Source organism: Pseudomonas sp. NPDC090201 (assembly GCF_044746825.1).
Lineage (GTDB): Bacteria > Pseudomonadota > Gammaproteobacteria > Pseudomonadales > Pseudomonadaceae > Aquipseudomonas > Aquipseudomonas putida_AD.
Genome location: NZ_JBIVCX010000012.1, coordinates 37,214 through 61,914, shown reverse-complemented (window position 1 = coordinate 61,914; position 24,701 = coordinate 37,214). Strand labels below are relative to the sequence as shown.

20 protein-coding genes are annotated in these 24,701 nt (G+C 62.3%); 12 read left to right on the top strand and 8 right to left on the bottom strand.

The annotated features are described in order from the left end of the window. Nucleotides 1–41: 41 nt before the first annotated feature. Complete coding sequence (gene pap, locus ACIPOO_RS23040; RefSeq protein WP_400610054.1) at nucleotides 42–1,538, bottom strand: polyphosphate:AMP phosphotransferase; 1,497 nt, start codon at nucleotides 1,536–1,538, stop codon at nucleotides 42–44. A 155-nt stretch (nucleotides 1,539–1,693) separates the two neighbouring features. Here pap and mnmC point away from each other — a divergent pair, with 155 nt between their 5' ends. The 8 genes from mnmC to ACIPOO_RS23000 all read left to right on the top strand — a co-directional run bounded on the left by mnmC (nucleotide 1,694) and on the right by ACIPOO_RS23000 (nucleotide 13,832). Beyond that, complete coding sequence (gene mnmC / locus ACIPOO_RS23035) at nucleotides 1,694–3,667, top strand: bifunctional tRNA (5-methylaminomethyl-2-thiouridine)(34)-methyltransferase MnmD/FAD-dependent 5-carboxymethylaminomethyl-2-thiouridine(34) oxidoreductase MnmC (protein WP_400610052.1); 1,974 nt, start codon at nucleotides 1,694–1,696, stop codon at nucleotides 3,665–3,667. 400 nt (nucleotides 3,668–4,067) lie between these two features. After that, on the top strand, nucleotides 4,068–4,736 hold the full coding sequence (locus ACIPOO_RS23030) for an ABC transporter ATP-binding protein (protein WP_274135787.1): 669 nt from the start codon (nucleotides 4,068–4,070) through the stop codon (nucleotides 4,734–4,736). Beyond that, nucleotides 4,736–7,216, top strand: coding sequence for an FtsX-like permease family protein (locus ACIPOO_RS23025; RefSeq protein WP_400610050.1), 2,481 nt, complete (start codon nucleotides 4,736–4,738; stop codon nucleotides 7,214–7,216). The genes ACIPOO_RS23030 and ACIPOO_RS23025 overlap by 1 nt, the downstream gene beginning before the upstream one ends. Next, entirely contained in the window at nucleotides 7,206–8,294 is a 1,089-nt protein-coding gene (locus ACIPOO_RS23020) for a lipocalin-like domain-containing protein (RefSeq protein WP_400610048.1), read from the top strand. The genes ACIPOO_RS23025 and ACIPOO_RS23020 overlap by 11 nt, the downstream gene beginning before the upstream one ends. 231 nt (nucleotides 8,295–8,525) lie before the next feature. Next, the gene (locus tag ACIPOO_RS23015) at nucleotides 8,526–10,298 is read left to right on the top strand and encodes an N-acetylglutaminylglutamine amidotransferase (protein ID WP_400610046.1); all 1,773 of its coding nucleotides are present in this window, start codon (nucleotides 8,526–8,528) and stop codon (nucleotides 10,296–10,298) included. Nucleotides 10,299–10,301: 3 nt separating this feature from the next. After that, the gene (ngg, locus tag ACIPOO_RS23010) at nucleotides 10,302–12,050 is read left to right on the top strand and encodes an N-acetylglutaminylglutamine synthetase (RefSeq protein WP_400610044.1); all 1,749 of its coding nucleotides are present in this window, start codon (nucleotides 10,302–10,304) and stop codon (nucleotides 12,048–12,050) included. A 54-nt stretch (nucleotides 12,051–12,104) separates the two neighbouring features. After that, on the top strand, nucleotides 12,105–13,292 hold the full coding sequence (locus ACIPOO_RS23005; protein WP_400610042.1) for an osmoprotectant NAGGN system M42 family peptidase: 1,188 nt from the start codon (nucleotides 12,105–12,107) through the stop codon (nucleotides 13,290–13,292). Nucleotides 13,293–13,601: 309 nt separating this feature from the next. Further along, nucleotides 13,602–13,832 (top strand): YheU family protein, encoded by a 231-nt coding sequence (locus ACIPOO_RS23000; RefSeq protein ID WP_081566003.1) that lies wholly within the window; start codon nucleotides 13,602–13,604, stop codon nucleotides 13,830–13,832. Nucleotides 13,833–13,862: 30 nt separating this feature from the next. On the opposite strand, the gene csrA is transcribed toward ACIPOO_RS23000, so the two are convergent. The 3 genes from csrA to ACIPOO_RS22985 form a co-directional block, all read right to left on the bottom strand. Continuing rightward, nucleotides 13,863–14,060 (bottom strand): carbon storage regulator CsrA, encoded by a 198-nt coding sequence (gene csrA / locus ACIPOO_RS22995; RefSeq protein ID WP_274135779.1) that lies wholly within the window; start codon nucleotides 14,058–14,060, stop codon nucleotides 13,863–13,865. Between the two features lie 213 nt (nucleotides 14,061–14,273). Next, on the bottom strand, nucleotides 14,274–14,606 hold the full coding sequence (locus ACIPOO_RS22990; protein ID WP_400610040.1) for a YnfA family protein: 333 nt from the start codon (nucleotides 14,604–14,606) through the stop codon (nucleotides 14,274–14,276). Between the two features lie 76 nt (nucleotides 14,607–14,682). Further along, nucleotides 14,683–15,489 carry an SDR family oxidoreductase gene (locus ACIPOO_RS22985; protein ID WP_400610038.1) on the bottom strand — a complete coding sequence of 269 codons (807 nt, stop codon included), beginning with the start codon at nucleotides 15,487–15,489 and terminating at the stop codon, nucleotides 14,683–14,685. A 226-nt stretch (nucleotides 15,490–15,715) separates the two neighbouring features. On the opposite strand from ACIPOO_RS22985, the gene ACIPOO_RS22980 reads away from it, so the two are divergent. Then, entirely contained in the window at nucleotides 15,716–15,874 is a 159-nt protein-coding gene (locus tag ACIPOO_RS22980) for a DUF3309 family protein (RefSeq protein WP_020290439.1), read from the top strand. A gap of 187 nt (nucleotides 15,875–16,061) precedes the next feature. Here the strand turns inward: ACIPOO_RS22980 and ACIPOO_RS22975 are convergent, their stop codons facing one another. The 3 genes from ACIPOO_RS22975 to ACIPOO_RS22965 all read right to left on the bottom strand — a co-directional run bounded on the left by ACIPOO_RS22975 (nucleotide 16,062) and on the right by ACIPOO_RS22965 (nucleotide 19,220). Further along, nucleotides 16,062–17,720 carry a cation acetate symporter gene (locus tag ACIPOO_RS22975; protein WP_274135775.1) on the bottom strand — a complete coding sequence of 553 codons (1,659 nt, stop codon included), beginning with the start codon at nucleotides 17,718–17,720 and terminating at the stop codon, nucleotides 16,062–16,064. After that, the gene (locus tag ACIPOO_RS22970; RefSeq protein ID WP_274135774.1) at nucleotides 17,717–18,028 is read right to left on the bottom strand and encodes a DUF485 domain-containing protein; all 312 of its coding nucleotides are present in this window, start codon (nucleotides 18,026–18,028) and stop codon (nucleotides 17,717–17,719) included. Before ACIPOO_RS22970 ends, ACIPOO_RS22975 begins: the two co-directional genes overlap by 4 nt. Nucleotides 18,029–18,362: 334 nt before the next feature. Continuing rightward, on the bottom strand, nucleotides 18,363–19,220 hold the full coding sequence (locus tag ACIPOO_RS22965) for a glycine betaine ABC transporter substrate-binding protein (protein WP_274135773.1): 858 nt from the start codon (nucleotides 19,218–19,220) through the stop codon (nucleotides 18,363–18,365). 453 nt (nucleotides 19,221–19,673) lie between these two features. Between ACIPOO_RS22965 and ACIPOO_RS22960 the strand changes: the two genes are divergently transcribed. Further along, entirely contained in the window at nucleotides 19,674–21,233 is a 1,560-nt protein-coding gene (locus ACIPOO_RS22960; protein ID WP_400610036.1) for a glycosyl hydrolase family 17 protein, read from the top strand. 634 nt (nucleotides 21,234–21,867) lie between these two features. Here the strand turns inward: ACIPOO_RS22960 and ACIPOO_RS22955 are convergent. Then, complete coding sequence (locus ACIPOO_RS22955; RefSeq protein WP_400610034.1) at nucleotides 21,868–22,242, bottom strand: hypothetical protein; 375 nt, start codon at nucleotides 22,240–22,242, stop codon at nucleotides 21,868–21,870. 239 nt (nucleotides 22,243–22,481) lie between these two features. Between ACIPOO_RS22955 and ACIPOO_RS22950 the strand changes: the two genes are divergently transcribed. After that, nucleotides 22,482–23,780 carry a serine/threonine protein kinase gene (locus ACIPOO_RS22950; RefSeq protein ID WP_274135770.1) on the top strand — a complete coding sequence of 433 codons (1,299 nt, stop codon included), beginning with the start codon at nucleotides 22,482–22,484 and terminating at the stop codon, nucleotides 23,778–23,780. Then, entirely contained in the window at nucleotides 23,773–24,576 is an 804-nt protein-coding gene (locus ACIPOO_RS22945) for a VacJ family lipoprotein (protein WP_274135769.1), read from the top strand. Before ACIPOO_RS22950 ends, ACIPOO_RS22945 begins: the two co-directional genes overlap by 8 nt. The last annotated feature ends 125 nt before the right edge of the window (nucleotides 24,577–24,701 follow it).

The following is a 24,701-nucleotide window of genomic DNA, read 5'->3' as shown; positions in this document are numbered from 1 at the left end:
CGGGAGCAGGCGCAAGAAGACACGGAGCGTCAGGAGGATCATTATTTCTTGTCAGCCTTCTTGAACGCCGCCTCCAGTGCCTCATTGATCGTGCGCAGCACCTTGACCCTTGCCCAGCGTTTGTCATTGGCTTCCACCAAGGTCCAGGGGGCGATTTCGGTGCTGGTGCGGTCCACCATGTCACCCACCGCTTCGCGGTACTGCGGCCACTTACTGCGGTTGCGCCAGTCATCTTCGGTAATCTTGTGACGCTTGAAGGGGATCTTCTCCCGTGCCTTGAATCGCTCCAGCTGAGTCTTGTCATCAATGGCCAGCCAGAACTTGACCACCACGATACCGGCGTCAGTCAACTGCTCTTCGAAGTCGTTGATTTCACTGTAGGCCCGCAGCCAGTCGGCCTCGGAACAGAACCCCTCGACCCGCTCCACCAGCACCCGTCCATACCAGGACCGGTCAAACACCGTGAACTTGCCCCGCGCCGGAATCTGCCGCCAGAAGCGCCACAGATAAGGCTGCGCCCGCTCATCCTCGCTGGGCGCGGCAATCGGCACGATGTGGTACTGACGCGGATCGAGCGCCCCGGCCAGCCGCTTGATCGCCCCACCCTTGCCTGCCGCATCGTTACCTTCGAACACCGCGACCAACGAATGCCTGCGCATGCGCTTGTCACGCATCAGCCCGGACAGCCGAGCCTGTTCAGCGATCAACTGCTGTTCATAGTCGTCCTTTTCCAGCGCCAGGGTCATGTCCAGATTGTCCAGCAGGCTCAACTCGTCGGTGTTGCTGGGCAACGGCCCGAGGTTGACCAGGTTGGTGTTGCCTTCCGGGGTCTTGAGCGCATTCTGCAGACCTTCCAGCAGTAGCCGCCCGACGGTCAGGCTACGGTAATGGGGGTCCACGCCTTCGATCACATGCCAGGGCGCATAGTCGCGGCTGGTGCGGCGCAGCACCCGCTCGCCGAAGCGCACGAACTTGTCGTAGGTCTTGGACTGCTGCCAGTCCAGCGGGCTGATGCGCCAACTGTGCAGGGGGTCGTCCTTGAGGGTCTTGAGGCGCTTGCGCATCTGCCGCTTGGACAGGTGGAACCAGAACTTGAAGATCACTGCGCCTTCGTCGACCAGCATTTTCTCCAGACGCTCGGCACCATTGATCGCCTGATCCAGCACCGGGTCCTTGAAGCGCTTGTGCACGCGCCCCTGAATCATCTGGCTGTACCAGTTGCCAAAGAAGATCCCGATCCGCCCCTTGGGCGGCAGCTGGCGCCAGTAGCGCCAGGCCGGCGGGTGGGCCAGTTCCTCGTCGGTCTGCTGGTCGAAAGTGCGCACTTCGATGAAGCGCGGGTCCATCCAGTCGTTGAGCAGCTTGACGGTTTCGCCCTTGCCCGCGCCCTCGATGCCATTGATCAGCACGATGATCTGGCGCTTGCCCTGCTCGTGCAGTTCATATTGGGCTTCCAGCAATGCCTCGCGCAAGGCGGGCACTGCGGCGTGGTAGGTGTCGTCGTCGATGGTGTGGCCGATTTCAGCGGATTCGAACATGTACAACTCCCTGGGTCGGATCGCTCAAGATTAGCGGATCGAGCGAGTCAGTGAGGGCTATGACCGCGAAACCGTGTCAGGGGTCAATCCGGGTTGCGCAAGATTGGCCCAAGGCTGGGTTAATATAGCGGCCTTGCTCCCGCCTAAGCCTGACCATGACCACTATCCAGCACGCCCAGATCGACTGGGACGAACGCGGCAACCCGCACTCGCGGGCCTTTGCCGACGTGTACTTTTCCACCGAGTCGGGCCTGGACGAAACGCGCCATGTGTTTCTGACCCAGAACCAGCTGCACGAGCGCTTCACGGCGCTGCCTGCCGACGGGCGCCTGGTGATCGGCGAAACCGGTTTTGGCACCGGGCTCAATTTCCTCTGCGCCTGGCAATTGTTCGAAGCCTGCGCGACGCCGGGCGCGAGGCTGCAATTTGTCAGCGTCGAGAAATTCCCCCTCAGCCGGGCCGACCTGGAACGCGCGCTCACGCTGTGGCCGGAGCTGAAGACGTTTGCCGATCAGTTGCTGGAGCAATACGTTGCGATCCACGAAGGCTTTCAGCGCCTGGTGTTCGATGGCGGACGGGTGATGCTGACGCTGCTGATCGGCGACGCGCTTGAAATGTTGCCGCAGCTGGACGGGCCCATCGACGCATGGTTTCTCGACGGTTTCGCGCCCGCGAAAAATCCGGAAATGTGGACCCCTGAACTGTTCGCCGAACTGGCACGCCTGGCTGCGCCGGGTTCGACCATCGGCACCTTCACCAGCACCGGCTGGGTGCGGCGCGCGCTGAACGCGGCGGGTTTCAAGATGAAACGGGTGCCGGGCATCGGCCATAAATGGGAAGTGCTCAGGGGCAGTTTCATCGGCTGGCCCGAGGATGTTCCGCTGGCGACACCCAAGCCCTGGTTCGCTCGCCCCACACCTGTGAGCGGCGAGCGCAAGGCGCTGGTGATCGGCGCCGGGCTTGCCGGTTGTGCGACGGCATCGAGCCTGGCGGCACGGGGCTGGAAGGTCAGCCTGCTTGAGCGGCATGCGGACCTGGCACAAGAGGCGTCGGGCAATCCTCAAGGGGTGCTCTACCTGAAACTGTCGGCCCATGGCACCGCGTTGTCGCAGCTGATACTCAGCGGTTTCGGCCACACCCGGCGCCTGCTCGAACGCCTTGAACGCGGTGTGGACTGGGATGGCTGCGGCGTGCTGCAACTGGCCTTCGACGACAAGGAAGGCGAGCGTCAGGCGCAACTGGCCGCTGCGTTTTCCAGCGACCTGCTGCAGGTGCTGGGCAAGGATGAAGCCGAGGCGAAAGCCGGAATCACGCTGAACAGCGGCGGCCTGTTTTATCCACAAGGGGGCTGGGTGCATCCTCCTGCGCTGTGCCGTCATCAGACCAGCGATCCAGACATCCAGTTGCTGACCCACCGTGACGTGGTCGAGCTGCGCCGTGAGGGCGATCTGTGGCAGGCATTCGACGGCGAACGGCTGCTGGATTCGGCCCCGGTGGTGGTGCTGGCCGGCGCCGCGGAGATCAAGCGTTTCCCGGCCAGCGAAGACTTGCCGCTCAAGCGCATCCGCGGGCAGATCACGCGCCTGGCGCAGACGCCGGCCAGCACATCGTTGAGCACGGTGGTGTGTGCCGAGGGCTACGTCGCGCCGGGGCGGCTGGGTGAGCATACGCTGGGGGCCAGCTTCGATTTCAAGAGCGATGACCTGAGGCCGACGACCGCCGAGCACCTGGGCAACCTTGAGTTACTGCGGGAAATCTCGCCAGACCTGAGTCAGCGTCTGCAGGCTGATACCTTGCCCGCCGAGCAACTTGAAGGGCGCGCGGCGTTTCGTTGCACCAGCCCGGATTACTTGCCCATCGTCGGGCCGCTGGCCGACCGGGCGGCCTTTCTGGAGGCCTACGCGGTGTTGCGCAAGGACGCCCGGCAGGTGCCGGACATCCCGTGCCCCTGGCTTGACGGGCTGTATGTGAACAGCGGGCATGGCTCGCGCGGGCTGATTACTGCGCCGCTGTCGGGCGAACTGATTGCCGCCTGGCTCGACAACGAACCCCTGCCCCTGCCCCGCAGCGTCGCAGAGGCGTGTCACCCGAACCGGTTTGTGTTGCGCAGTCTGATTCGCGGCAAATAACGGCCCTGACCACATCCCTGTAGGAGTGAGCTTGCTCGCGATTGCGGTGGGTCATCGACGGATGGGGTGTCTGACACGACGCCGTCGCGGGCAAGCGCGCTCCTACAATCATGCGGTGAAACCCGATTTTCCGGCATCCCCGGAACCGTAGGAGCGCGCTTGCCCGCGAATGGCCGGTACATTCGATAGAGACGCGTCGGATGTACCGCCCTCATCGCGAGCAAGCTCACTCCTACAGGTGCCGCGTCGCTTCCCCCGTAGCAGCACGGCTTGCCGGCGGGAGCGATCTTGAGGCCGCCCCCGCCGGCAAGCCGTGCTGCTACGGGTGGGGGGACGCGGCAGGTGCAGAACAGAGGCCTGCCCGGTATGCTCCTCGTACCCTTCTGTCAGGTGCATGTCGATGCTGCAAGTCCAAGGCGTGTTCAAGAGCTATGCCACGGCCCAGGGCCCGCTGGCGGTGTTGCAGGGGGTGGATTTGCAATTGGGCCAGGGCGAAAGCCTGGCGCTGATGGGCGAGTCCGGCAGCGGGAAGAGCACCCTGTTGCATCTGGTGGCCGGCCTGGACCAGGTCGATCAGGGCAGCATCGACATCGCCGGCCACAGGCTCGACCAGATGAACGAGCCGCAACTGGCCAACTGGCGGCGGACGGAAATCGGCCTGGTGTTCCAGCAGTTCAACTTGATCGGCAGCCTCAAGGTCGAGGACAACCTGGCCTTTCAGGCGCGCCTCGCCGGGCGCTTCGATCCGCAGTGGCAAGCCGAGCTGACCGAGCGTCTGGGCCTGGGTGCCCTGCTCAAGCGCTACCCCGAACAACTCTCCGGCGGCCAACAGCAGCGCGTCGCCATTGGCCGCGCCCTGGCCTCGCGCCCCGGCCTGCTGCTGGCCGATGAACCCACTGGCAACCTCGACGAAAACACCAGCGATGAAGTCCTGAATCTGCTGATGGACCTGCTGGCCGACACCCCCACCAGCCTGTTAATGGTGACCCACAGCCCGCGAATCGCGGCACGCCTGCATCGCCAGACCGTACTGCATCTGGGCCGTCTGGCTGGCGAAGGCGAAGCCTGATGCCGGTATTCTTCTGGACGCTCAAGGCGCTGCTCAGCCACTGGCGGCGTCACCCTGTGCAATTCTTCAGCGTGCTCACCGGGCTGTGGCTGGCCACCAGCCTGCTGACCGGCGTGCAGGCGCTCAACAGTCAGGCCCAGGAAAGCTATTCCCGGGCCGCGCAACTGATCGGCGGCGAGCCACAAAAGATTCTGGTGGCACCCAACGGCGCGAACTTCTCCCAGGAGCTGTTCGTCACCCTGCGCCGCGATGGCTGGCCGGTATCCCCCGCACTGCGCGGGCGGGTCACGCTCAAGGACTTGCCCGACCAGCGCCTGACCGTGCTGGGCATCGAACCGGTGTCGCTGCCCGTCAACACGGCGCTGGCGGGACAATCGCTGGACACCGCGCAGATCGTCGACTTCTTCACCCCGCCGGGCAGCACCTGGATTTCCCCGCAGACCATGCAGGCGCTGGGGCTGCACGAAGGCGAGCGCCCTGTCAGCGAGAACGGGCAGATCCTGCCGCCCTTGCGGGCCCAGGCCGACATGGCGCCGGGGCTGTTGATGATGGACATCGGTTTCGCCCAGCAACTGCTCAATCAGCCGGGACAGATTTCCCGGCTGATCCTGCCCAGGGATTTCGCCGACAGCAGCCCCGAGCTGCCCGACGGGATCAAGGGCGAACTGGTGATGCGCAAGAGCGGCGAAGACAACGACCTGGGTCGCCTCACCGAAAGCTTCCACCTGAATCTGGACGCCCTGGGCTTCCTGTCATTCGTGGTCGGGCTGTTTATCGTGCATGCGGCAATTGGCCTGGCCCTGGAACAGCGCCGTGGCCTGCTGCGCAATCTGCGGGCGTGCGGAGTCAGTGCACGAGGGCTGATTGGCAGCCTGGTGATCGAACTGGGCGTGCTGGCCCTGCTCGGCGGCATTGCCGGGGTCATCAGCGGTTACTGGTTGGCCAGCGTGCTGCTGCCGGACGTCGCCGCCAGCCTGCGCGGGCTGTACGGCGCCGAAGTGGCCGGGCACCTCAACCTCAGCATCTGGTGGTGGTTGAGCGGGCTGGGGGTCAGCCTGCTGGGGGCGTTTCTCGCCGGTGCCAGCAGCCTGTTGCGCGCGGCGCGCCTGCCGTTGCTGGCCTTGGCCAACGCCCAGGCCTGGCAGGACACCCACGCCCGCTGGCTCAAGCGCCAGGGCTGGATTGCCGCCATCGCCGCGCTGATCGCCATTCTGGCTGCGGTATTCGGCAACAGCCTGGCGCTGGGTTTCGTCCTGATGGCCAGCCTGTTGCTGAGTGCGGCACTGGGGTTGCCGGTGTTGCTCAATGCCCTGCTCAACGTCTTGCTGGGCAAAAGCCGCTCGGTGCTGGGCCAGTGGTTCCTCGCCGACTGCCGCCAACAACTGCCCGCCCTGAGTCTGGCGCTGATGGCGCTCCTGTTGGCGATGGCCGCCAACATCGGTGCGGGCAGCATGACCGCAGGCTTTCGCCAGACCTTCAATCACTGGCTGGAACAACGCCTGAGCGCCGAGCTGTACATCAATCCGCAGAACGCCGCCCAGGCAGCACCCTTGCAGAAATGGCTGAGCGAGCAACCGCTGACTTCCGCCGTGCTGCCCAACTGGCAGGTGTCGCTGCAACTGCACGGCTGGCCTGCCGAGCTGTACGGCATCATCGATAACCCGCACTACCGGCAACACTGGCCGTTGCTGGAAGCGGCGGGCGACGATCCCTGGGGGCAACTGGCCAAGGACGACACCCTGATGCTCAGCGAACAGTTGGCCCGGCGGCTGAACGTCGGCGTCGGCGACGAGGTCACGCTGCCCGCCCCCGAAGGCGGATGGCAGCTGCGGGTGGTCGGAATCTATGCCGACTACGGCAACCCCAAGGGCCACATTCTGGTCAATTCGGACCACCTGCTCGAGCACTGGCCGAACCTGGCACCCAACCGTTTCAACCTGCGCATCGACCCTCGGGCCATCCCGCAATTGCTGCGGGTGCTGCACAACAAATTCAGCATCGACGACAACCGCATCGTCGACCAGATCCAGCTCAAGGCCTGGTCGCGGCAGGTGTTCGAACGCACCTTCGCCGCCACCGCCGCGCTCAACAGCCTGACGCTGATGGTGGCGGGTGTGGCGCTGTTCATCAGCCTGCTGACCCAGAGCCAGAGCCGCCTGGGGCAACTGGCGCCGCTATGGGCACTGGGCGTGACGCGCCGGCAACTGATGCTGCTCAACCTGGCGCAAACCTGGCTGCTGGCGGTTCTGACCCTGGTGCTGGCGATTCCGCTGGGGCTGTTGCTGGCGTGGTGCCTGGATGCAGTGATCAACGTGCAGGCCTTCGGCTGGCGCCTGCCGTGGCAGATCTTCCCCATGCAGCTGCTGCGCCTCATGCTGCTGGCGATGCTTGCCACCCTGCTGGCGTCGGCCTGGCCGCTGTATCGCCTGTACCGCACCCGCCCTGCCGATTTGCTGAGGACCTTCGCCAATGAAACCTAAGGCGATTGCCCTGCTGATGGTGGTGCTGCTGTTGGGCGGCTGCGACGACAAGCCCGAAGAAGAGAAAGGCTTTGCCGGCCTCGCCGACGATGCCGCCAGCTACGCGCAGGTGACGCCGGACAAGCGCTGGTCGTTCCCGGAGGATCACGGCCCGCACAACGACTTTCGCATCGAGTGGTGGTACATCACTGCCAACCTGACAAACGCCGACGGCGAGTCATTCGGTGTGCAGTGGACGCTGTTCCGCAACGCCCTGCCCCGCTCGGCCAGCGTTGAAAGCAGCGACCAGGGCTGGAGCAACCGCAATCTGTGGATGGGCCACGCAGCAGTGACCTCCAGCGACGAGCACTACGCCGCCGAACGCTATGCCCGAGGCGGCGTCGGTCAGGCGGGCGTGACCTCTGCGCCGTTTTCGGCGTGGATCGACAACTGGACGTTGAGCAGCCAATCGACTTCCGACGATCCACTGGCGAGCATGCAAGTGACCGCGCAGGATCCGAAGTTCGCCTACGACCTGCACCTCACCGCCAGCAAGCCGCTGGTGCTGCAAGGCAAGCAGGGCTTCAGCCAGAAGTCCGAGCAGGGCCAGGCGTCGTATTACTACAGCCAGCCATTCTTTCAGGCCGAGGGCAGCATCGAGATCGACGGCAAGGCTTATCAGGTGTCAGGCCCGGCATGGCTGGACCGGGAATGGAGCAGCCAGCCGCTGACCGAAAACCAGACCGGCTGGGACTGGTTCTCCCTGCACTTGAATGACGGCTCGGAGGTGATGCTCTACCGCATGCGGCAAAAAGAAGGCGCGCCGTACCTGACCGGCACCTGGATCGGTGCCGATGGCAGCACGCATTTGCTCAAAGCGGGCGACATAGAACTTGAGCCCCAGGACACCACCGACGTCGATGGCCGCGACATGCCCACGCAGTGGTCGGTGAAGATCCCGGCCAAAGGTCTGGACATCTCGGTCGAAGCGCTCCACTCACAGGCGTGGATGGATTTGCAGATTCCCTACTGGGAAGGCCCGGTGACTGTCAGCGGCAGCCAGAAAGGCGTGGGGTATCTGGAAATGACCGGGTATTGAACCTCGCGCCCTTGGTTTTGTAGGAGCGCGCTTGCCCGCGACAGCGTCGGATCAGCCGACATTTGCATCGCAGACATACCGATGTCGCGGGCAAGCGCGCTCCTACAGAGATCAGATGTGCGCACCCGCTTATAACCGATCGTTCTAAAACTCTCACAATCCTCACCGGTCAGTCTTAGGGTAGCCGGACTTCCCCGGCCACGTTCCCCAACGGAAAACCGGTAAGGACTTATGTGCGGATTAGCTGGAGAGTTACGTTTCGACAACCAACCTGCGGACCTCGCCGCAGTAGAACGCATCACCCATCACCTGGCGCCTCGCGGGCCGGATGCGTGGGGCTTTCATAGCCAGGGGCCGATTGCCCTGGGCCATCGCCGCCTGAAAATCATGGACCTGTCCGACGGCTCGGCGCAGCCGATGATCGACAGCCATCTGGGCCTTTCCCTGGCCTTCAACGGCGCGATCTACAACTTTCCCGAACTGCGTGCCGAACTGGAAAACCTGGGCTATCAATTCCATTCCGGTGGCGACACCGAAGTGCTGCTCAAGGGTTATCACGCCTGGGGCGCGGACATGCTGCCCAAGCTCAACGGCATGTTTGCCTTCGCCATCTGGGAGCGCGACAACAATAGCCTGTTCATCGCCCGCGACCGCCTGGGCGTCAAACCCCTGTACCTGTCGCTCACCGACAAGCGCCTGCGCTTCGCCTCGGCCCTGCCTGCCCTGCTCAAAGGCGGCGACATCAGCCCGATGCTCGATCCGGTGGCGTTGAACCACTACCTGAACTTCCATGCCGTGGTCCCTGCCCCGCGCACCTTGCTGGCAGGCGTCGAGAAAATTCCGCCCGCCACCTGGATGCGTGTGAGTGCCGGGGGCAAGGTCGAGCAGAAAACCTGGTGGACCCTGCCCTACGGCCCTCACGCCGATGAAGCCAACCTGACTCTGGAAGACTGGCGCGACCGTGTGCTCGACAGCACCCGTGAAGCGGTGGCGATTCGTCAACGGGCGGCGGTGGATGTGGGCGTGCTGCTGTCCGGCGGCGTCGATTCGAGCATGCTCGTCGGCCTCCTGCGCGAAGTCGGCGTGAAAGACCTGTCGACCTTTTCCATCGGCTTTCAGGATGCAGGCGGCGAGCGCGGCGACGAGTTCCAGTATTCGGACCTGATCGCCAAGCACTACGGCACCCATCATCATCAGTTGCGCATCAAGGAAAGCGAGATCATCGAGCAGTTGCCTGCGGCGTTCCGCGCCATGAGCGAGCCGATGGTCAGCCACGACTGCATCGCCTTTTACCTGCTGTCCCGCGAAGTCGCCAAGCACTGCAAGGTGGTGCAAAGCGGCCAGGGTGCCGACGAACTGTTCGCCGGTTACCACTGGTACCCGCAGGTGGACGGCGCGAGCGACCCGTACGCGGCCTATCGCGACGCCTTCTTCGACCGCAGCTACGACGAATACGCGAAGACCGTCGCACCGCAATGGCTGACCGCCAATGACGCGGCGGGTGATTTTGTACGTGAACACTTCGCCATGCCCGGCGCCGATGCAGGCGTGGACAAGGCCCTGCGTCTGGACAGCACGGTGATGCTGGTGGACGACCCGGTCAAGCGCGTCGACAACATGACCATGGCCTGGGGCCTGGAAGCGCGCACGCCGTTTCTCGACTACCGCCTGGTCGAACTGTCGGCCCGTGTGCCGGCGCGCTTCAAGCTGCCTGACGGCGGCAAGCAGGTGCTCAAGGAAGCGGCACGTCTGGTGATCCCGTCCGAGGTCATCGACCGCAAGAAAGGCTATTTCCCGGTGCCGGGTCTCAAGCACCTTGAGGGCGATACGCTGAACTGGGTGCGTGACCTGCTGCTAGACCCCAGCCAGGATCGCGGGCTGTTCAACCCGACCATGCTCGACACCCTGCTGACCAACCCCGACGGTCAATTGACCCCATTGCGCGGCTCCAAGCTGTGGCAACTCGCGGCCCTGAACCTGTGGCTCAGTGAACAAGGACTGTGATTGATGAAAGCCAATGCTTCAAGCTTTAACCAGCGCTTGCTGCGCGGGCAGGCCCCGTCTTATGAGCGCCTGCAGGCGCGCTTTGCCGAAGACGGCAGCACGCCGGACGCCGAACCCCTGGCCCTGCACTGCGGCTGGGGCCGGCTGCTGATCGGCCACACCTACTCCGACCCTGCGACACTGGCCAACGAACTGCTCAACGAGAAGCCCGGCGAGCGAGACATCGCGCTGTACGTGGCGATGCCGCAACAGGTGCTGGCGCAATCGCCTCAGCAGCTGTTCCTCGACCCGTCCGACACCCTGCGCCTGTGGTTCAGCGACTATCGTCCGTCGCAGCGAGTGTTTCGCGGCTTTCGGATTCGCCGCGCCCAGAGCCAGGAAGACTGGACCGCCATCAATAACCTGTACATCGCCCGTGGCATGCTGCCCATCGACCCGACCCTGCTGACCCCGCGCCATCAGGGTGGCCCGGTGTACTGGATCGCCGAGGATGAAACCAGTAACGCGGTGATCGGCAGCGTCATGGGTCTCAATCACCAGAAGGCCTTCAACGATCCGGAAAACGGCAGCAGCCTCTGGTGCCTGGCGGTCGATCCGCAATGCACCCGCCCCGGCGTGGGCGAAGTGCTGGTGCGGCACCTGATCGAGCACTTCCAGAGCCGCGGCCTTGCGTATCTCGACCTCTCGGTGCTGCACGACAACCAGCAGGCCAAGAACCTGTACGGCAAGCTGGGTTTTCGCAACCTGCCGACCTTCGCCATCAAGCGCAAGAACGGCATCAACGAAAAGCTGTTTCTCGGCCCAGGCCCGCAAGCGGACTTCAACCCTTATGCGCGGATCATCGTCGAAGAAGCCCATCGCCGTGGCATCGACGTGCAGGTGGATGACGCAGAAGCCGGCCTGTTCACCCTGATTCACGGCGGGCGGCGCATTCGTTGCCGCGAGTCGCTGAGCGACCTGACCACCGCCGTGAGCATGACCCTGTGCCAGGACAAGCGCCTGACCCACAAGGCCCTCAAAGCCGCCGGCTTGCAATTGCCGGTGCAGCAACTGGCGGGCAATGCCGACGACAACCTGGGTTTTCTCGACGAGCACGAACGCATCGTGGTCAAGCCGGTGGACGGCGAGCAGGGCCAAGGCGTGGCGGTGGACCTGCGCACCATTGAAGACGTGCAAGACGCCGTCGAGCGTGCGCGGCAGTTCGATTCACGGGTGTTGCTGGAAAGCTTTCATGAAGGGCTGGATTTGCGCATCGTCGTCATCGGCTTTGACGTGGTGGCCGCTGCCATTCGCCGCCCTGCCGAGATCATGGGCGACGGGCGCCACACCATCGGTCAGTTGATCGAAGCCCAGAGCCGCCGTCGTGCCGCCGCGACCGGTGGCGAAAGCAAGATCCCGCTGGACGAGGAAACCCGTCGCACCGTGGAGGACGCAGGCTTCACCTTCGACAGCGTGCTGCCCGCCGACCAGCGTTTGGCGGTGCGGCGCACGGCCAACCTGCACACCGGTGGCTGCCTGGAAGACGTCACGGCGATCCTCCACCCGGTGTTGAAAGACGCCGCCATCCGCGCCGCCCGAGCGCTGGACATTCCGGTGGTGGGCCTGGACCTGATGGTCCCGGCCGCCGACCAGCCGGAGTACGTGTTCATCGAAGCCAACGAACGCTGCGGCCTGGCCAACCACGAGCCACAGCCGACAGCCGAGCGCTTCGTCGATCTGTTGTTTCCCCATAGCCTGCCTGTGCACGGCTGACATCGGCGCGCGCTCCTACACGGGGCGTCTTGCGCCATCAATTGAGGAGCTCCCATGACCACTGCAAAGAAAATCCTCGAACCGGATCTGAATTACCTGCAGAAAGTCCTGCTGGAAATGCTCGCGATTCCAAGCCCGACCGGCTTTACCGACACCATCGTGCGCTACGTCGCCGAGCGTCTGGATGAGTTGGGCATTCCCTTCGAACTCACCCGTCGCGGCACCATCCGCGCCACGCTCAAGGGCAAGCAGAACAGCCCCGACCGCGCCGTTTCCGCGCACCTGGACACCATTGGCGCCATCGTGCGCGAGGTCAAGGACAACGGCCGCCTGGGCCTGGCGGCGGTGGGCTGCTGGTCCAGCCGGTTTGCCGAGGGCAGCCGGGTCAGCGTGTTCACCGACACCGGCGTGATCCGTGGCAGCGTATTGCCGCTGATGGCCTCGGGGCATGCGTTCAACACCGCCGTCGATACCATGCCCATCAGTTGGGACCACATCGAGCTGCGCCTTGATGCCTACGCCTCAACCAGGGCCGACTGTGAGTCGCTGGGGATCAACGTCGGCGATTTCGTCGCCTTCGATCCGCTGCCCGAGTTCACCGAAAGCGGCCATATCAGTGCCCGCCATCTGGACGATAAAGCCGGTGTTGCCGCCCTGCTCGCGGCGCTCAAGGCCATTGTCGACAGCGGCGCCGAACCGCTGATCGACTGCCACCCGCTGTTCACTATCACCGAGGAGACCGGCAGCGGCGCGGCGGGCAGCCTGCCGTGGGATGTCAGCGAATTCGTCGGCATCGACATCGCGCCCGTCGCCCCGGGCCAGCACTCCAGCGAGCACGCCGTCAGCGTGGCGATGCAGGATTCCGGCGGGCCTTACGACTATCACCTGTCCCGGCACCTGCTGCGCCTGGGCCAGGAAAAAGAGCTGTCGGTGCGCCGCGACCTGTTCCGCTATTACTACAGCGACGCCCACTCGGCGATCACCGCAGGCTACGACACCCGCACCGCGCTGCTGGCGTTCGGCTGCGACGCGACCCATGGCTATGAGCGGACCCACATCGACAGCCTCAACACCCTGAGCCGCCTGCTCGCGGCCTACATGATGAGCCCGCCGGTATTCGCCAGTGACGCCAAGCCCGCCAATGCATCGCTGGAGAACTTCAGCCATCAACTGGAGCACGATGCTCAGATGGAGTCCGATACCCGTGTGCCAGCGGTGGATACGCTGGTAGGCCAGCGCTAGAGGCGCAAGCCCTGCTGCGTGATCTGGGATAACTACGATGGTCGGCCAATGAGGATCTGTGGGAGCGGGCTTGCCCGCGAAGGCGGCGGGTCAGCCACCCTCGATGCGTCAGGTCTGACGCATTCGCGGGCAAGCCCGCTCCCACAGAGTGATCCCGGCGCATCGGCTGTAGGTGCTTATGAAGTTAAGCTTGAGCACCAACAGAGTGTTCACGGGATTTGTGCGAATCATCGGCCGGGCCTGTAGCCGCCATCCGTTAACCACGCTAGCATCCCCGCCATCTGCCTTTTGCCATCCCAGAGAACTGCCATGCTGATCCCCCACGACCAACTCGAAGCCGACACCCTGACGCGTCTGATCGAGGATTTCGTGACTCGCGACGGCACTGACAATGGCGACGACACACCGCTTGAGACCCGCGTCCTGCGGGTCCGGCATGCGTTGAGCAAAGGCCAGGCGGTGATCTTCTTCGATCTGGACAGCCAGCAGTGCCAACTGATGCTCAAGCACGAAGTGCCCAAAGAGTATTTCGACGAATGAAAAAGTGCCGCAAGGCGTGAGGACTCGGGTCTAGACGCCCGTCGACTGGTTTGCCATCAGCGCAAGCCGTGCCGCGATCCGTTTATAGACCTCGGCGCGGTGAATCTTCACGTGTTGCGGGGCGTCGATCCCCAGGCGCACCTGATTGCCGGTGATGCCCAGAATCTGCACCGTGATGTCATCACCGATGGAGAAGGTTTCTCCTATTTCTCTCGTCAGTACCAGCATTTTTCCTACTCCCTTGGATGTAACCGAGGGAGCAGGTTGACGCGCCCGCCCTGGCGCTTCAATGCGCCGCGATCAAATCAGTCATGCCCTTCAACACCGCAAGGCGCTGGCTGACAGACACGTCCTACAAAGCGGCCAAAAGCGTCACAACCTTGCCGAAAGGTCCGCATCCAGAATCAGGATTTTTCCCGGGGCATTCTCAGGCCGGGACGATCAAGACACCGACCAGCGCGGGCCCAGCAGAATGATCGTGGCGCCAACGACGCACAACGCCACGCCGATCCAGTCAGAAGTCAGTGGCCGCACGCGCTCGATCACCGCCAGCCAGGCAATCGAGGCAATGATGTAGATCCCGCCATATGCGGCATAGGCACGCCCTGCGTAGGCCGCTTCGATGCGCGTCAGCAGCAGGGCGAACAGGGTCAGGCTGAGTAACGCGGGAATGATCCACAGCACGCTCTTGCCCTGGCGCAGCCACATCCAGAAGCCATAGCAGCCGGCGATTTCGAACAGGGCGGCGAGGAAGAACCAGAGGTAGTTGAGCACGAGGGTTGCCTTCAAGGGTGTGCGAAAAGATGCGCGCCACCCTATCAGAAAATGCAGCCCGGATCGTGCGAGACGGTCAGCCCCGCGCCTTGGCCCGCATCCGCTCGGCCATGTGGGTCATCTCGTCGTAGATGGCCTGCGGGTTCTGTTGCTTGACCTGCCAGGCCATGCGCCCCTGCTCGTGGGGCAGGATCATGAATTCGCCCTTTTGCACCTGTTCATGGATGAACTCGGCGATGTCGGCGGCGCTGATCGGCGAGCTTTCCAGCAGCTTGCCGACCTGGGCTTTCATGGCGGGCGTCGGGCCGCGGAAGGAGTCCAGCAGGTTGGTCTGGAAGAACGACGGGCACACCACATGCACACCGATTTCCTGCTGGCGCAGCTCCACCAGCAGGCTCTCGGACAGCGCCACCACGCCGGCCTTGGCCACGTTGTAGTTACTCATCGCCGGGCCCTGCATCAGGGCGGCCATGGACGCGATATTGATGATGGTGCCTTTGCTTTTTTCCAGCAGTGGCAGGAACGCCTTGCAGCCCTTGACCACGCCCATGAGGTTGATCGCGATCTGCCAGTCCCAGTCCTCCAGCGACAGCTCATCGAAGAAGCCGCCGGATGCCACGCCCGCGTTGTTGACGATGACGTCGATGCCCCCAAGCTTCTGCTCGCAGGCCTGTGCGAAGGCGGTGAGCTGGCTGTAGTCCCGAACATCGCAGCGCTGAACGAAACCGTCGCCACCGGCTGCGCGAACCAGCTTCAGGGTTTCCTGAAGGCCGGCGTCGTTGACGTCGGACAATGCCAGTTGCCAGCCATCGCGGGCCCAGCGCAGTGCGATTTCCCGTCCCAGGCCCGATCCTGCGCCAGTGATCATGATGCGATTTTGCATAGCCAGTGCCTTGTCGTTTCCCGAGGAAGTGACCTCAGTGTAAACAGCGGCATTGTCAGACAATGCCTTCATTAGCTCGCTGAATATGCCGGGCAAACCGCTACGTCAGATTCGTCGAACCTTTTGCTCATCCCACAGGTCGGAATCTGCAAGCGGTTCGCCTTTTTGCCCGCCGGGCAACGACCCGAATGAAACACCACTTCACAAAAACGAAAAGGAACTCATCATGGGCATAGGCACGATCCTGATCATCATTCTGATCCTCCTGCTGGTCGGGGGGCTTCCCGTATTCCCGCACTCCAGAAGCTGGGGTTACGGGCCATCGGGCATCATCGGTACGATTCTGGTCATCCTGCTGATATTGGTCCTGCTCGGCAGGATATGACGATCCCCGCGTTGTAGGAGCGCGCTTGCCCGCGATCGCGATGTGTCTGTGACCTCACCGTTGCCTGACACACTGCTGTCGCGGGCAAGCGCGCTCCTACAGGGTTGAGTCAATCCGTGCGAACAAAAACGCCCCGAATGATCGGGGCGTTTTGTTTTAGCGGGTTTTACTCAAACATCAGTGCGAATCAGTGCGACACCGCACCGCTGGCACCCAGGCCGGTCTGCGAACGCACGAACTGTGGATAGAACAGTTCACGCTCGCCTTCGGCAGCCTTGGACTTGTCGGTCACCGAGAAGAACCAGATGCCCACGAACGCGATGATGATCGAGAAGAACGCCGGGTACTCGTACGGGAATATCGCCTTCTCGTGGTGCAGGATCTGCACCCAGATGGTCGGGCCGAGAATCATCAGCACGACCGCGCTGATCAGGCCCATCCAGCCGCCGATCATGGCGCCACGGGTGGTCAGGTTTTTCCAGTACATCGAGAGCAGCAGCACAGGGAAGTTGCAGCTGGCCGCGATGGAGAACGCCAGGCCGACCATGAACGCGATGTTCTGGCTTTCGAAGGCAATACCCAGCAGGATCGCCACGATGGCCAGCGCAACAGTCGTGTATTTCGAGACGCGGATTTCATCCTTCTCGTTGGCCTTGCCCGCCTTGATCACGCTGGCATACAGGTCATGGGACACCGCCGAGGCGCCAGCCAGGGTCAGGCCGGCAACCACTGCCAGGATGGTCGCGAACGCCACCGCCGAGATGAAGCCCAGGAACAGGCTGCCACCCACGGCATCGGCCAGGTGCACCGCCGCCATATTGTTGCCGCCGATCAGCGCGCCTGCTGCATCCTTGAACGCCGGGTTGGTGCTGACCAGAAGGATCGCGCCGAAACCGATGATGAAGGTCAGGATGTAGAAGTAGCCGATGAAGCCGGTCGCGTACAGAACCGATTTACGGGCTTCCTTGGCATCGCTCACGGTGAAGAAGCGCATCAGGATGTGTGGCAGGCCAGCGGTACCGAACATCAGTGCCAGACCCAGCGAGAACGCGGAGATCGGATCTTTGACCAGACCGCCCGGGCTCATGATCGCCTCGCCTTTGGGGTGAACCTTGGTGGCTTCGGAGAACAGCACGTTGAAGTCGAAGTTGACGTGCTTCATCACCATCAGCGCCATGAACGATGCGCCGGACAGCAACAGCACCGCCTTGATGATCTGCACCCAGGTGGTGGCCAGCATGCCGCCGAACAGCACGTACAGGCACATCAGGATACCGACCAGCACCACCGCCACGCTGTAGTCCAGGCCGAACAGCAGCTGGATCAGCTTGCCCGCGCCGACCATCTGCGCGATCAGGTAGAACGCCACGACCACCAGCGAACCGCAGGCGGACAGGGTACGGATTTCCTTCTGCTTGAGGCGGTAGGACGCCACGTCAGCGAAGGTGTATTTGCCAAGGTTGCGCAGGCGTTCGGCGATCAGGAAGAGAATGATCGGCCAGCCGACCAGAAAGCCGATCGAGTAGATCAGGCCGTCGTAGCCGGACGCGTACACCAGTGCGGAAATACCCAGGAAGGACGCCGCCGACATGTAGTCCCCGGCGATTGCCAGACCGTTCTGGAAACCGGTGATCTTGCCGCCCGCCGAGTAATAATCAGCTGCCGTTTTGTTCTTTTTCGCCGCCCAGTACGTAATGCAGAGGGTGAAGGCTACAAAGGCCACGAACATGATGATCGCGGCGATGTTCAGGGGTTGCTTCTGCACGGCGCCGGTCAGGGCGTCCGCCGCCATGAGTGTCGGTGCGAAAGCGGCAAGGCCCAGAGCTGCTAACAGGCGCCGGCTCATTGTTGTGCCTCCTTCAGGATCGCGTTGTTCAGCTCATCGAACTCGCCGTTTGCGCGGCGCACGTAGATGGCTGTCAGCACGAACGCAGAGACGATCAACCCGACTCCGATCGGCATTCCCCAGGTGATGGATGATGTGGCGCTGAGTTTGGCGCCCAGAATCTGAGGCCCGTACGCAATCAGAAGGATGAATGCGGCATAGAGCCCAAGCATGATCGCCGAGAGAATCCAGGCGAATCGTTCCCTTTTCGAGACCAGCTCCTTGAAACGCGGGCTGTTCTGAATCGAGAGGTAAATGCTGTCGTTCATTGTTTTTGTCCTCGCAGCACAGATGGATGTCACGTATTCAACTTTAGCCCGCTCTGGCCCGTACTCCAGACGACCTTAGTATTAGAACGACATTAGTTGTTACATCCGTGCGCGCAAACTTGCTCGTCGCAGGAAAAAGAAGAGGCAACTTTGGCGAAAGAGACACCTGTAGGAGCGCGCTTGCCCGCGACGGCGGTGTGTCAGCCGACAGTGATGTCACAGACAGATCGTAATCGCGGGCAAGCGCGCTCCTACAGTTGCAGGCGCAAATAAAAAACCGCCCGGCGAGGGCTCGCCGGGCGGTTTCGATGAACATGAATCTTTTATGGCAGGATTACTTGCCAGTCCATTCCTTGACGCGCTCAGGGTGCTTGGCCACCCAGTCCTTGGCCGCCTGCTCAGGCTTGGCGCCGTCCTGGATTGCCAGCATGACTTCGCCGATCTCGTCCTTGCTCGACCACTGGAATTTCTTCAGGAAGTCGGCAACGTCCGGGGCTTTCTTGGCCAGGTCCAGGCTGCCAATGTTGTCCACGGTTTCAGCCGCGCCGTACACGCCCTTTGGATCTTCCAGGAACTTGAGTTTCCACTTGGCGAACATCCAGTGCGGCACCCAGCCGGTCACTGCGATGGACTCTTTCTTGTTCTCGGCACGGGTCAGTTCGGCAATCATGCCGGCACCGGAACTGGCCTGCAGCTTGTAGCCATCGAGGCCGTAGTCCTTGATCGCCTGGTCGGTCTTGATCATCACGCCTGAACCTGCGTCGATGCCGACGATTTTCTTCTTGAAGGACTCGTCGGTCTTCAGGTCGGCGACCGAGTTGGCTTTCACGTACTCAGGCACGATCAGGCCGATCTTGGCGTCCTTGAAGTTGGGGCCGTAGTCGGTGACCTTGTCCTTGTTCTTGGCCCAGTACTCGCCATGGGTCACTGGCAGCCAGGCCGACAGCATCATGTCCAGTTTACCGGTAGCAACGCCCTGCCACATGATCCCGGCAGCGACTGCCTGCAGTTTCACGGGATAGCCAAATTTCTGCTGAATCACTTCGGCGGCCACGTTGGTGGTCGCAACACTGTCGGACCAGCCATCCACGTAGCCGATGCTCAGCTCAGGTTTGGTGTCGGCAAGGGCCAGCGTGGAACTGATGGCAAGTGCCAGAGCGGCACCGGCACCCAGGATTTTTCGCATCTTCATCTGTACTTCCCCGGTAGTCTGAACCCGACGGTCGTCGGATTTCGTTAACGTTTTTTTTGGCCTTCGACGCTCGCCCACATTTGGCGCATCGCCCGGCCTTCACGCTTTAACCACTTGCCTGCGCAGCCGCACTCGCTGCGTTGACGAAACGATCATCAACCCCCACCAACCTTGTGCCTTTCCTCTTAGCGACACTCAGGCAACGGGAAACGACATCACTGGGCCATCAACGACAAACAGGTCGTAAAAGCAGCCGCAGTCCGTCCGAAAATTGCATGGCTAACGAAAATGCTGCGCCCAGCCCCGAACCGTAGGAGCGCGCTTGCCCGCGATTGCGGTGCGTCATCGACAAGTTTGGCGTCTGACACCACGCAATCGCGGGCAAGCGCGCTCCTACGGGACAGCGGTGGCCGGTGATATGCTGCGGGCCGTCTGCCCTCTTTTGGCCCGATCATGCCCGCCACTTCCCGCTCGCCTGTCGTCCTTTACCTTTGCTCCTGTCTGATTGCTCTGTTTGCCCTGTGCGGTTATTGGTACGGACTGGGGAAACCTGTGGTTCTGCCTGACGCCGCGACGCCCACGCACAAGCTGCAATGCGCCTCCTACACGCCGTTCGACAAGGATCAGTCTCCGTTCGACCAGCCCTTCAAGCCGCGCCCCGCACGCATGGATGCGGACCTTGCCTTGCTGGCGACGCGCTTTGAATGCATCCGCACCTATTCGATGACGGGCCTGGAGGCGATCCCGGAGCTTGCGCGCAAGCACGGGCTGAAGGTGATGCTAGGCGCCTGGGTCAGCGCCAGTGCAGCGGACACTGACAAGGAGATCAAGGCGCTGATCAAGGAGGCCAACGCCTACCCCGATGTTGTCACCGCTGTGATCGTCGGTAACGAAACCCTGTTACGCAAGGAAGTGACCGGCGCGCAACTGGCGAAGCTGATCGGCCGGGTCAAGGCCCAGGTCAGACAACCGGTGACCTACGCCGATGTCTGGGAGTACTGGCTGCAATACCCGGACATCGCGCCCGCCGTGGATTTCCTGACCATCCACCTGCTGCCCTACTGGGAAGACGACCCCAGGGGCATCGACGATGCGTTGGCTCACGTGGCGCAGATTCGCCAGACCTTCGGCGAGAAGTTCGCCCCCAAAGACATCCTGATCGGCGAAACCGGCTGGCCCAGCGAAGGCCGGCAGCGGGAGACCGCACTGCCGAGCCGGGTCAACGAGGCGAGGTTCATTCGCAGTTTTGTCGCCATGGCCGAGCACAACGGCTGGCACTACAACCTGATCGAAGCCTTCGACCAGCCGTGGAAACGCGGGGCTGAAGGGGCGGTCGGGGGTTACTGGGGACTGTTCGATGCCGATCGCCAGGAGAAAGGCGTGTTGGCCGGGCCCGTGTCGAACCTGCCACTGTGGCCGGTATGGCTGGCGGTCAGCGGGGGAATTGCCCTGATCGCGCTGGCGCTGGCCGGACGAGTGACCCAGCCGCGCCAGGCGCTGATCCTGCCATTGCTGGCGGTGTTCGGCGGATGTTGCATCAGTACCTGGGGCGAACTTGCGCGGGTCACCAGCCGTTTTACCGGGGAGTACCTGTGGGCGCTGGCACTGGTGGCGTTGAATCTGCTGGTGCTGGCGCACGCCGCCTTGACCCTGTCGGCCAGAACCGGCTGGCGCGGGCGGGCATTCAAGTGGCTTGACGCCAGGGCTTTCTGGTGGCTGGGCGCGGCAGGGTTCGGGGCGGCAGTAATGATGCTGGCGATGGTGTTCGATCCTCGTTACCGTAGTTTTCCCACGGCAACGCTCTGGCTGCCCGCCCTCTTCTATTTGTTCAGGCCCGTGAGGGTGTCGCCGCGTGAGACGGCGCTGCTGGCGTTTATCGTCGGCGCGGGGATCGTCCCGCAACTGCTGCGTGAGGGCTTGAGCAATCCGCAGGCGCTGGGATGGGCCCTGGCCTGCGCCTTGATGACCCTGGCGCTGTGGCGCAGCGTGCGGAACACATTGTGTTACCGCTGAGGGGATTGCAGAACAGAATCCGGGTAACACGGAAACAGAATAGCTGACGCCGGAGCAGCCGACAAATCAGCTAAATCAGCAACCCATTGATTTTAAAGACTTTTAAAAAGTTGGCACGGCACCTGCTATATCTCCTGCATAACAAGAACAAAATGTGAAAACCCAATAAAAATAAGATGAATCGGCTCTGACATAACAAGAACAACGGTACAGAGACGCAGCCAACTGATTTTTTTGGAGTAGATGTGCTTTGCAGAGGCCTAGGCCTCACCACCCTACAGAGAACAATAAAACTACCTCAAGGTAGCGTCCGAACGGGTTGGGTCTGTCGCGATAGCGAAGTGGACCAAAGCAGATAAGCGCTCAAAAAAATACGTTTGCTCTTGTGTCCCGGATGGGGACCGCCAAAACGCTGTGAAGGGACCGGTTGCCAAAAACAACAACAGACCGCCCTAAAACAATAAGAAAAGAGCACGTGCAACGATTTAAAGGGGAGCTTCGGCTCCCCTTTATGCTGTCTGGGATCTAGATAATGCATCTGCCCCCTCCGTAGCAGCACGGCTTGCCGGCGGGAGCGGTGGATCAGCCAAAGATGCATTGCCTGACACGACGCTCCCGCCGGCAAGCCGTGCTGCTACGGGGATGTATGTTTACTACGCACCAACCGCAACCCGGCAATCACCACCGCAAACACCGCAAGGCTCGCCGAGTACAGCACCAGCGCCAGCATCCCCAGCAGCAACCCCACCCAGGCAAGGTAGCGGCCAACACGGTTCGGCAAGGCAAACCCGAGCACCGACGCAATCAACGCGCCCCAGCCCAGCACCCCGAAGTGAATCAACAGCCCCAGGTTCGAACGCACCGAACATTGCCAGTGCGCAACGGCCTCGTCGGAACAGGCCCCCACCCAACGCACATCCTCCATCAGGCCATAGCGCACGCCATAGCTGGCAGCCAGCCAGAGCGCCAGGGCGAGTAACAGCAATACCTGCGGCAGACGACGGGACACAACACACCCCAAGGGCAAAAAAACGACGCTCAGCATATCCGTAGCAGACAGCGAACGGCATCTGCCTCACATAAAAAGCACAAGCTGACACGCCAAAGGTGCTGGAACCTGTATTGTCGCCTAGGGTCTGTACGGGGATGACTCAAATACGGTGCAAAATGCCACTACGGCACTTTTCGCCCCGTACCCGGGTCATAGCCTGCGTATCTCAACAGCACTTCTTCCCAAGGGATTCAGTCATGCTTCGTTTTTTACGCCTCGCCGCCCTGTCTGGCGGCCTGTTCTTGAGTGCGTCCGTGATGGCGGTCGACGTCGATCCGTCCAGCTATGGCTTCCCTCTGACCAACCCGTTTGAAGCGACCATCGCCACCACGCCTCCCGATCTGCGTGCGAAAGTGCCTGAAGACGCCGATATCGACCAGGACGACTACAGCCTTACCTTGCGCCCGGATCGCGAGTTCACCCTGCCGGACAACTTCTGGGCAGTGAAGAAACTGCGCTATCGCCTGGCCAAGCAGGACAAGCCGGCGCCGCTGATCTTCCTGATCGCGGGCACCGGCGCACCGTACAACAGCACACTCAACGAATACCTCAAGCGCCTGTATTACGGAGCCGGGTATAACGTCGTACAGCTTTCGTCGCCGACCAGCTACGACTTCATGAGCGCCGCCTCGCGTTTCGCCACCCCTGGCGTCACCAGCGAAGACGCCGAAGACCTGTACCGGGTCATGCAGGCCGTGCGCGCCCAGCAGAGCAAGCTGCAAGTCACCGAGTATTACCTGACCGGCTACAGCCTCGGCGCGCTGGACGCAGCCTTCGTCAGCAAACTGGACGAGACCCGCCGCAGTTTCAACTTCAAGAAAGTGCTGCTGATCAACCCGCCGGTGAACCTCTACACCTCGATCACCAACCTGGACAAACTGGTGCAGACCGAGGTGAAAGGCATCACCAACAGCACCACCTTCTATGAACTGGTGCTGCAGAAGCTGACCCGCTACTTCCGCGAGAAAGGCTACATCGACCTCAACGACGCGCTGCTCTACGACTTCCAGCAGTCCAAGCAGCACCTGTCCAATGAACAGATGGCGATGCTGATCGGCACCTCGTTCCGTTTCTCGGCAGCCGACATCGCGTTCACCTCCGACCTGATCAACCGCCGTGGCCTGATCACCCCGCCCAAGACGCCGATCAGCGAAGGCACCAGCCTGTCACCGTTCCTCAAGCGAGCCTTGCAGTGCGACTTCGACTGCTACGTGACCGAACAGGTAATCCCGATGTGGCGCGCCCGCACCGACGGTGGCAGCCTGCTGCAACTGGTCGACCAGGTGAGCCTGTATGCACTCAAGGATTACCTGGCCGGCAGCAAGAAGATCGCCGTCATGCACAACGCCGACGACGTGATCCTTGGCCCGGGCGACCTGGGTTTCCTGCGCAAGACCTTTGGCGATCGCCTGACCGTTTACCCGTATGGCGGTCATTGCGGCAACATGAACTATCGCGTCAACAGCGACGCCATGCTGGAGTTCTTCCGTGGCTAAACATCTTTTGCTGACTGCCGCACTGCTCTGCGCAGGCGCTGTTCAAGCCGCCGAGGCACCCATCGTGTCCCAGGCCGCACCCGTCAAGCGCGTGGAAAGCCCGGATGGCTTCACCGAGCCCCTGAAGTCGCTGAAATTCAACCCCGGCCTGGACCAGCAGGAGTTCGAGCGCTCGTCGCTCAACGCCCTCAACGTCTACGACCCGCTGGAATCCTGGAACCGCCGCGTCTACCACTTCAACTACCGCTTCGACGAGTGGGTGTTCCTGCCGGTGGTCAACGGCTACAAATACGTCACGCCCAGCTTCCTGCGCACCGGGGTCAGTAACTTCTTCAGCAACCTGGGCGATGTGCCCAACCTGTTGAACAGCCTGTTGCAATTCAAGGGCAAGCGCTCGATGGAAACCACCGGGCGCCTGATCATCAACACCACCCTTGGGATTGCAGGGCTGTGGGACCCGGCGACCAAGATGGGCCTGCCCAAGCAGAGCGAAGACTTCGGCCAGACCCTGGGCTTCTATGGGGTACCGGCCGGTCCGTACTTCGTCCTGCCGATTCTCGGCCCGTCGAACTTCCGCGACACCGGTGGCCTGGTGTTCGACTTCACTGCCGAATCGCAGATCAACTTCCTGAACGTGGCTCAGGTCAGCGAGGACCATCCGGAGCTGTACCTGCTGCGCGCCATCGACCGACGCTACACCACCAGCTTCCGCTACGGGCAGATGAACTCACCGTTCGAGTACGAGAAGGTGCGGTACGTGTACACCGAAGCGCGCAAGTTGCAGATTTCGGAATAGACCCCTGTAGGAGCGCGCTTGCCCGCGACGGCGGTGTGTCAGCCGACAGTGATGTCACAGACAGATCGTAATCGCGGGCAAGCGCGCTCCTACAGGCGTAAACCATCTATATTCCTGATAAAAAC

Excerpts from the sequence above, each read along its gene's own strand:
- pap (WP_400610054.1), bottom strand. The coding sequence starts at position 1,538 with ATGTTCGAATCCGCTGAAATCGGCCACACCATCGACGACGACACCTAC.
- mnmC (WP_400610052.1), top strand. The coding sequence starts at position 1,694 with ATGACCACTATCCAGCACGCCCAGATCGACTGGGACGAACGCGGCAAC.
- ACIPOO_RS23030 (WP_274135787.1), top strand. The coding sequence starts at position 4,068 with ATGCTGCAAGTCCAAGGCGTGTTCAAGAGCTATGCCACGGCCCAGGGC.
- ACIPOO_RS23025 (WP_400610050.1), top strand. The coding sequence starts at position 4,736 with ATGCCGGTATTCTTCTGGACGCTCAAGGCGCTGCTCAGCCACTGGCGG.
- ACIPOO_RS23020 (WP_400610048.1), top strand. The coding sequence starts at position 7,206 with ATGAAACCTAAGGCGATTGCCCTGCTGATGGTGGTGCTGCTGTTGGGC.
- ACIPOO_RS23015 (WP_400610046.1), top strand. The coding sequence starts at position 8,526 with ATGTGCGGATTAGCTGGAGAGTTACGTTTCGACAACCAACCTGCGGAC.
- ngg (WP_400610044.1), top strand. The coding sequence starts at position 10,302 with ATGAAAGCCAATGCTTCAAGCTTTAACCAGCGCTTGCTGCGCGGGCAG.
- ACIPOO_RS23005 (WP_400610042.1), top strand. The coding sequence starts at position 12,105 with ATGACCACTGCAAAGAAAATCCTCGAACCGGATCTGAATTACCTGCAG.
- ACIPOO_RS23000 (WP_081566003.1), top strand. The coding sequence starts at position 13,602 with ATGCTGATCCCCCACGACCAACTCGAAGCCGACACCCTGACGCGTCTG.
- csrA (WP_274135779.1), bottom strand. The coding sequence starts at position 14,060 with ATGCTGGTACTGACGAGAGAAATAGGAGAAACCTTCTCCATCGGTGAT.
- ACIPOO_RS22985 (WP_400610038.1), bottom strand. The coding sequence starts at position 15,489 with ATGCAAAATCGCATCATGATCACTGGCGCAGGATCGGGCCTGGGACGG.
- ACIPOO_RS22980 (WP_020290439.1), top strand. The coding sequence starts at position 15,716 with ATGGGCATAGGCACGATCCTGATCATCATTCTGATCCTCCTGCTGGTC.
- ACIPOO_RS22975 (WP_274135775.1), bottom strand. The coding sequence starts at position 17,720 with ATGAGCCGGCGCCTGTTAGCAGCTCTGGGCCTTGCCGCTTTCGCACCG.
- ACIPOO_RS22970 (WP_274135774.1), bottom strand. The coding sequence starts at position 18,028 with ATGAACGACAGCATTTACCTCTCGATTCAGAACAGCCCGCGTTTCAAG.
- ACIPOO_RS22965 (WP_274135773.1), bottom strand. The coding sequence starts at position 19,220 with ATGAAGATGCGAAAAATCCTGGGTGCCGGTGCCGCTCTGGCACTTGCC.
- ACIPOO_RS22960 (WP_400610036.1), top strand. The coding sequence starts at position 19,674 with ATGCCCGCCACTTCCCGCTCGCCTGTCGTCCTTTACCTTTGCTCCTGT.
- ACIPOO_RS22950 (WP_274135770.1), top strand. The coding sequence starts at position 22,482 with ATGCTTCGTTTTTTACGCCTCGCCGCCCTGTCTGGCGGCCTGTTCTTG.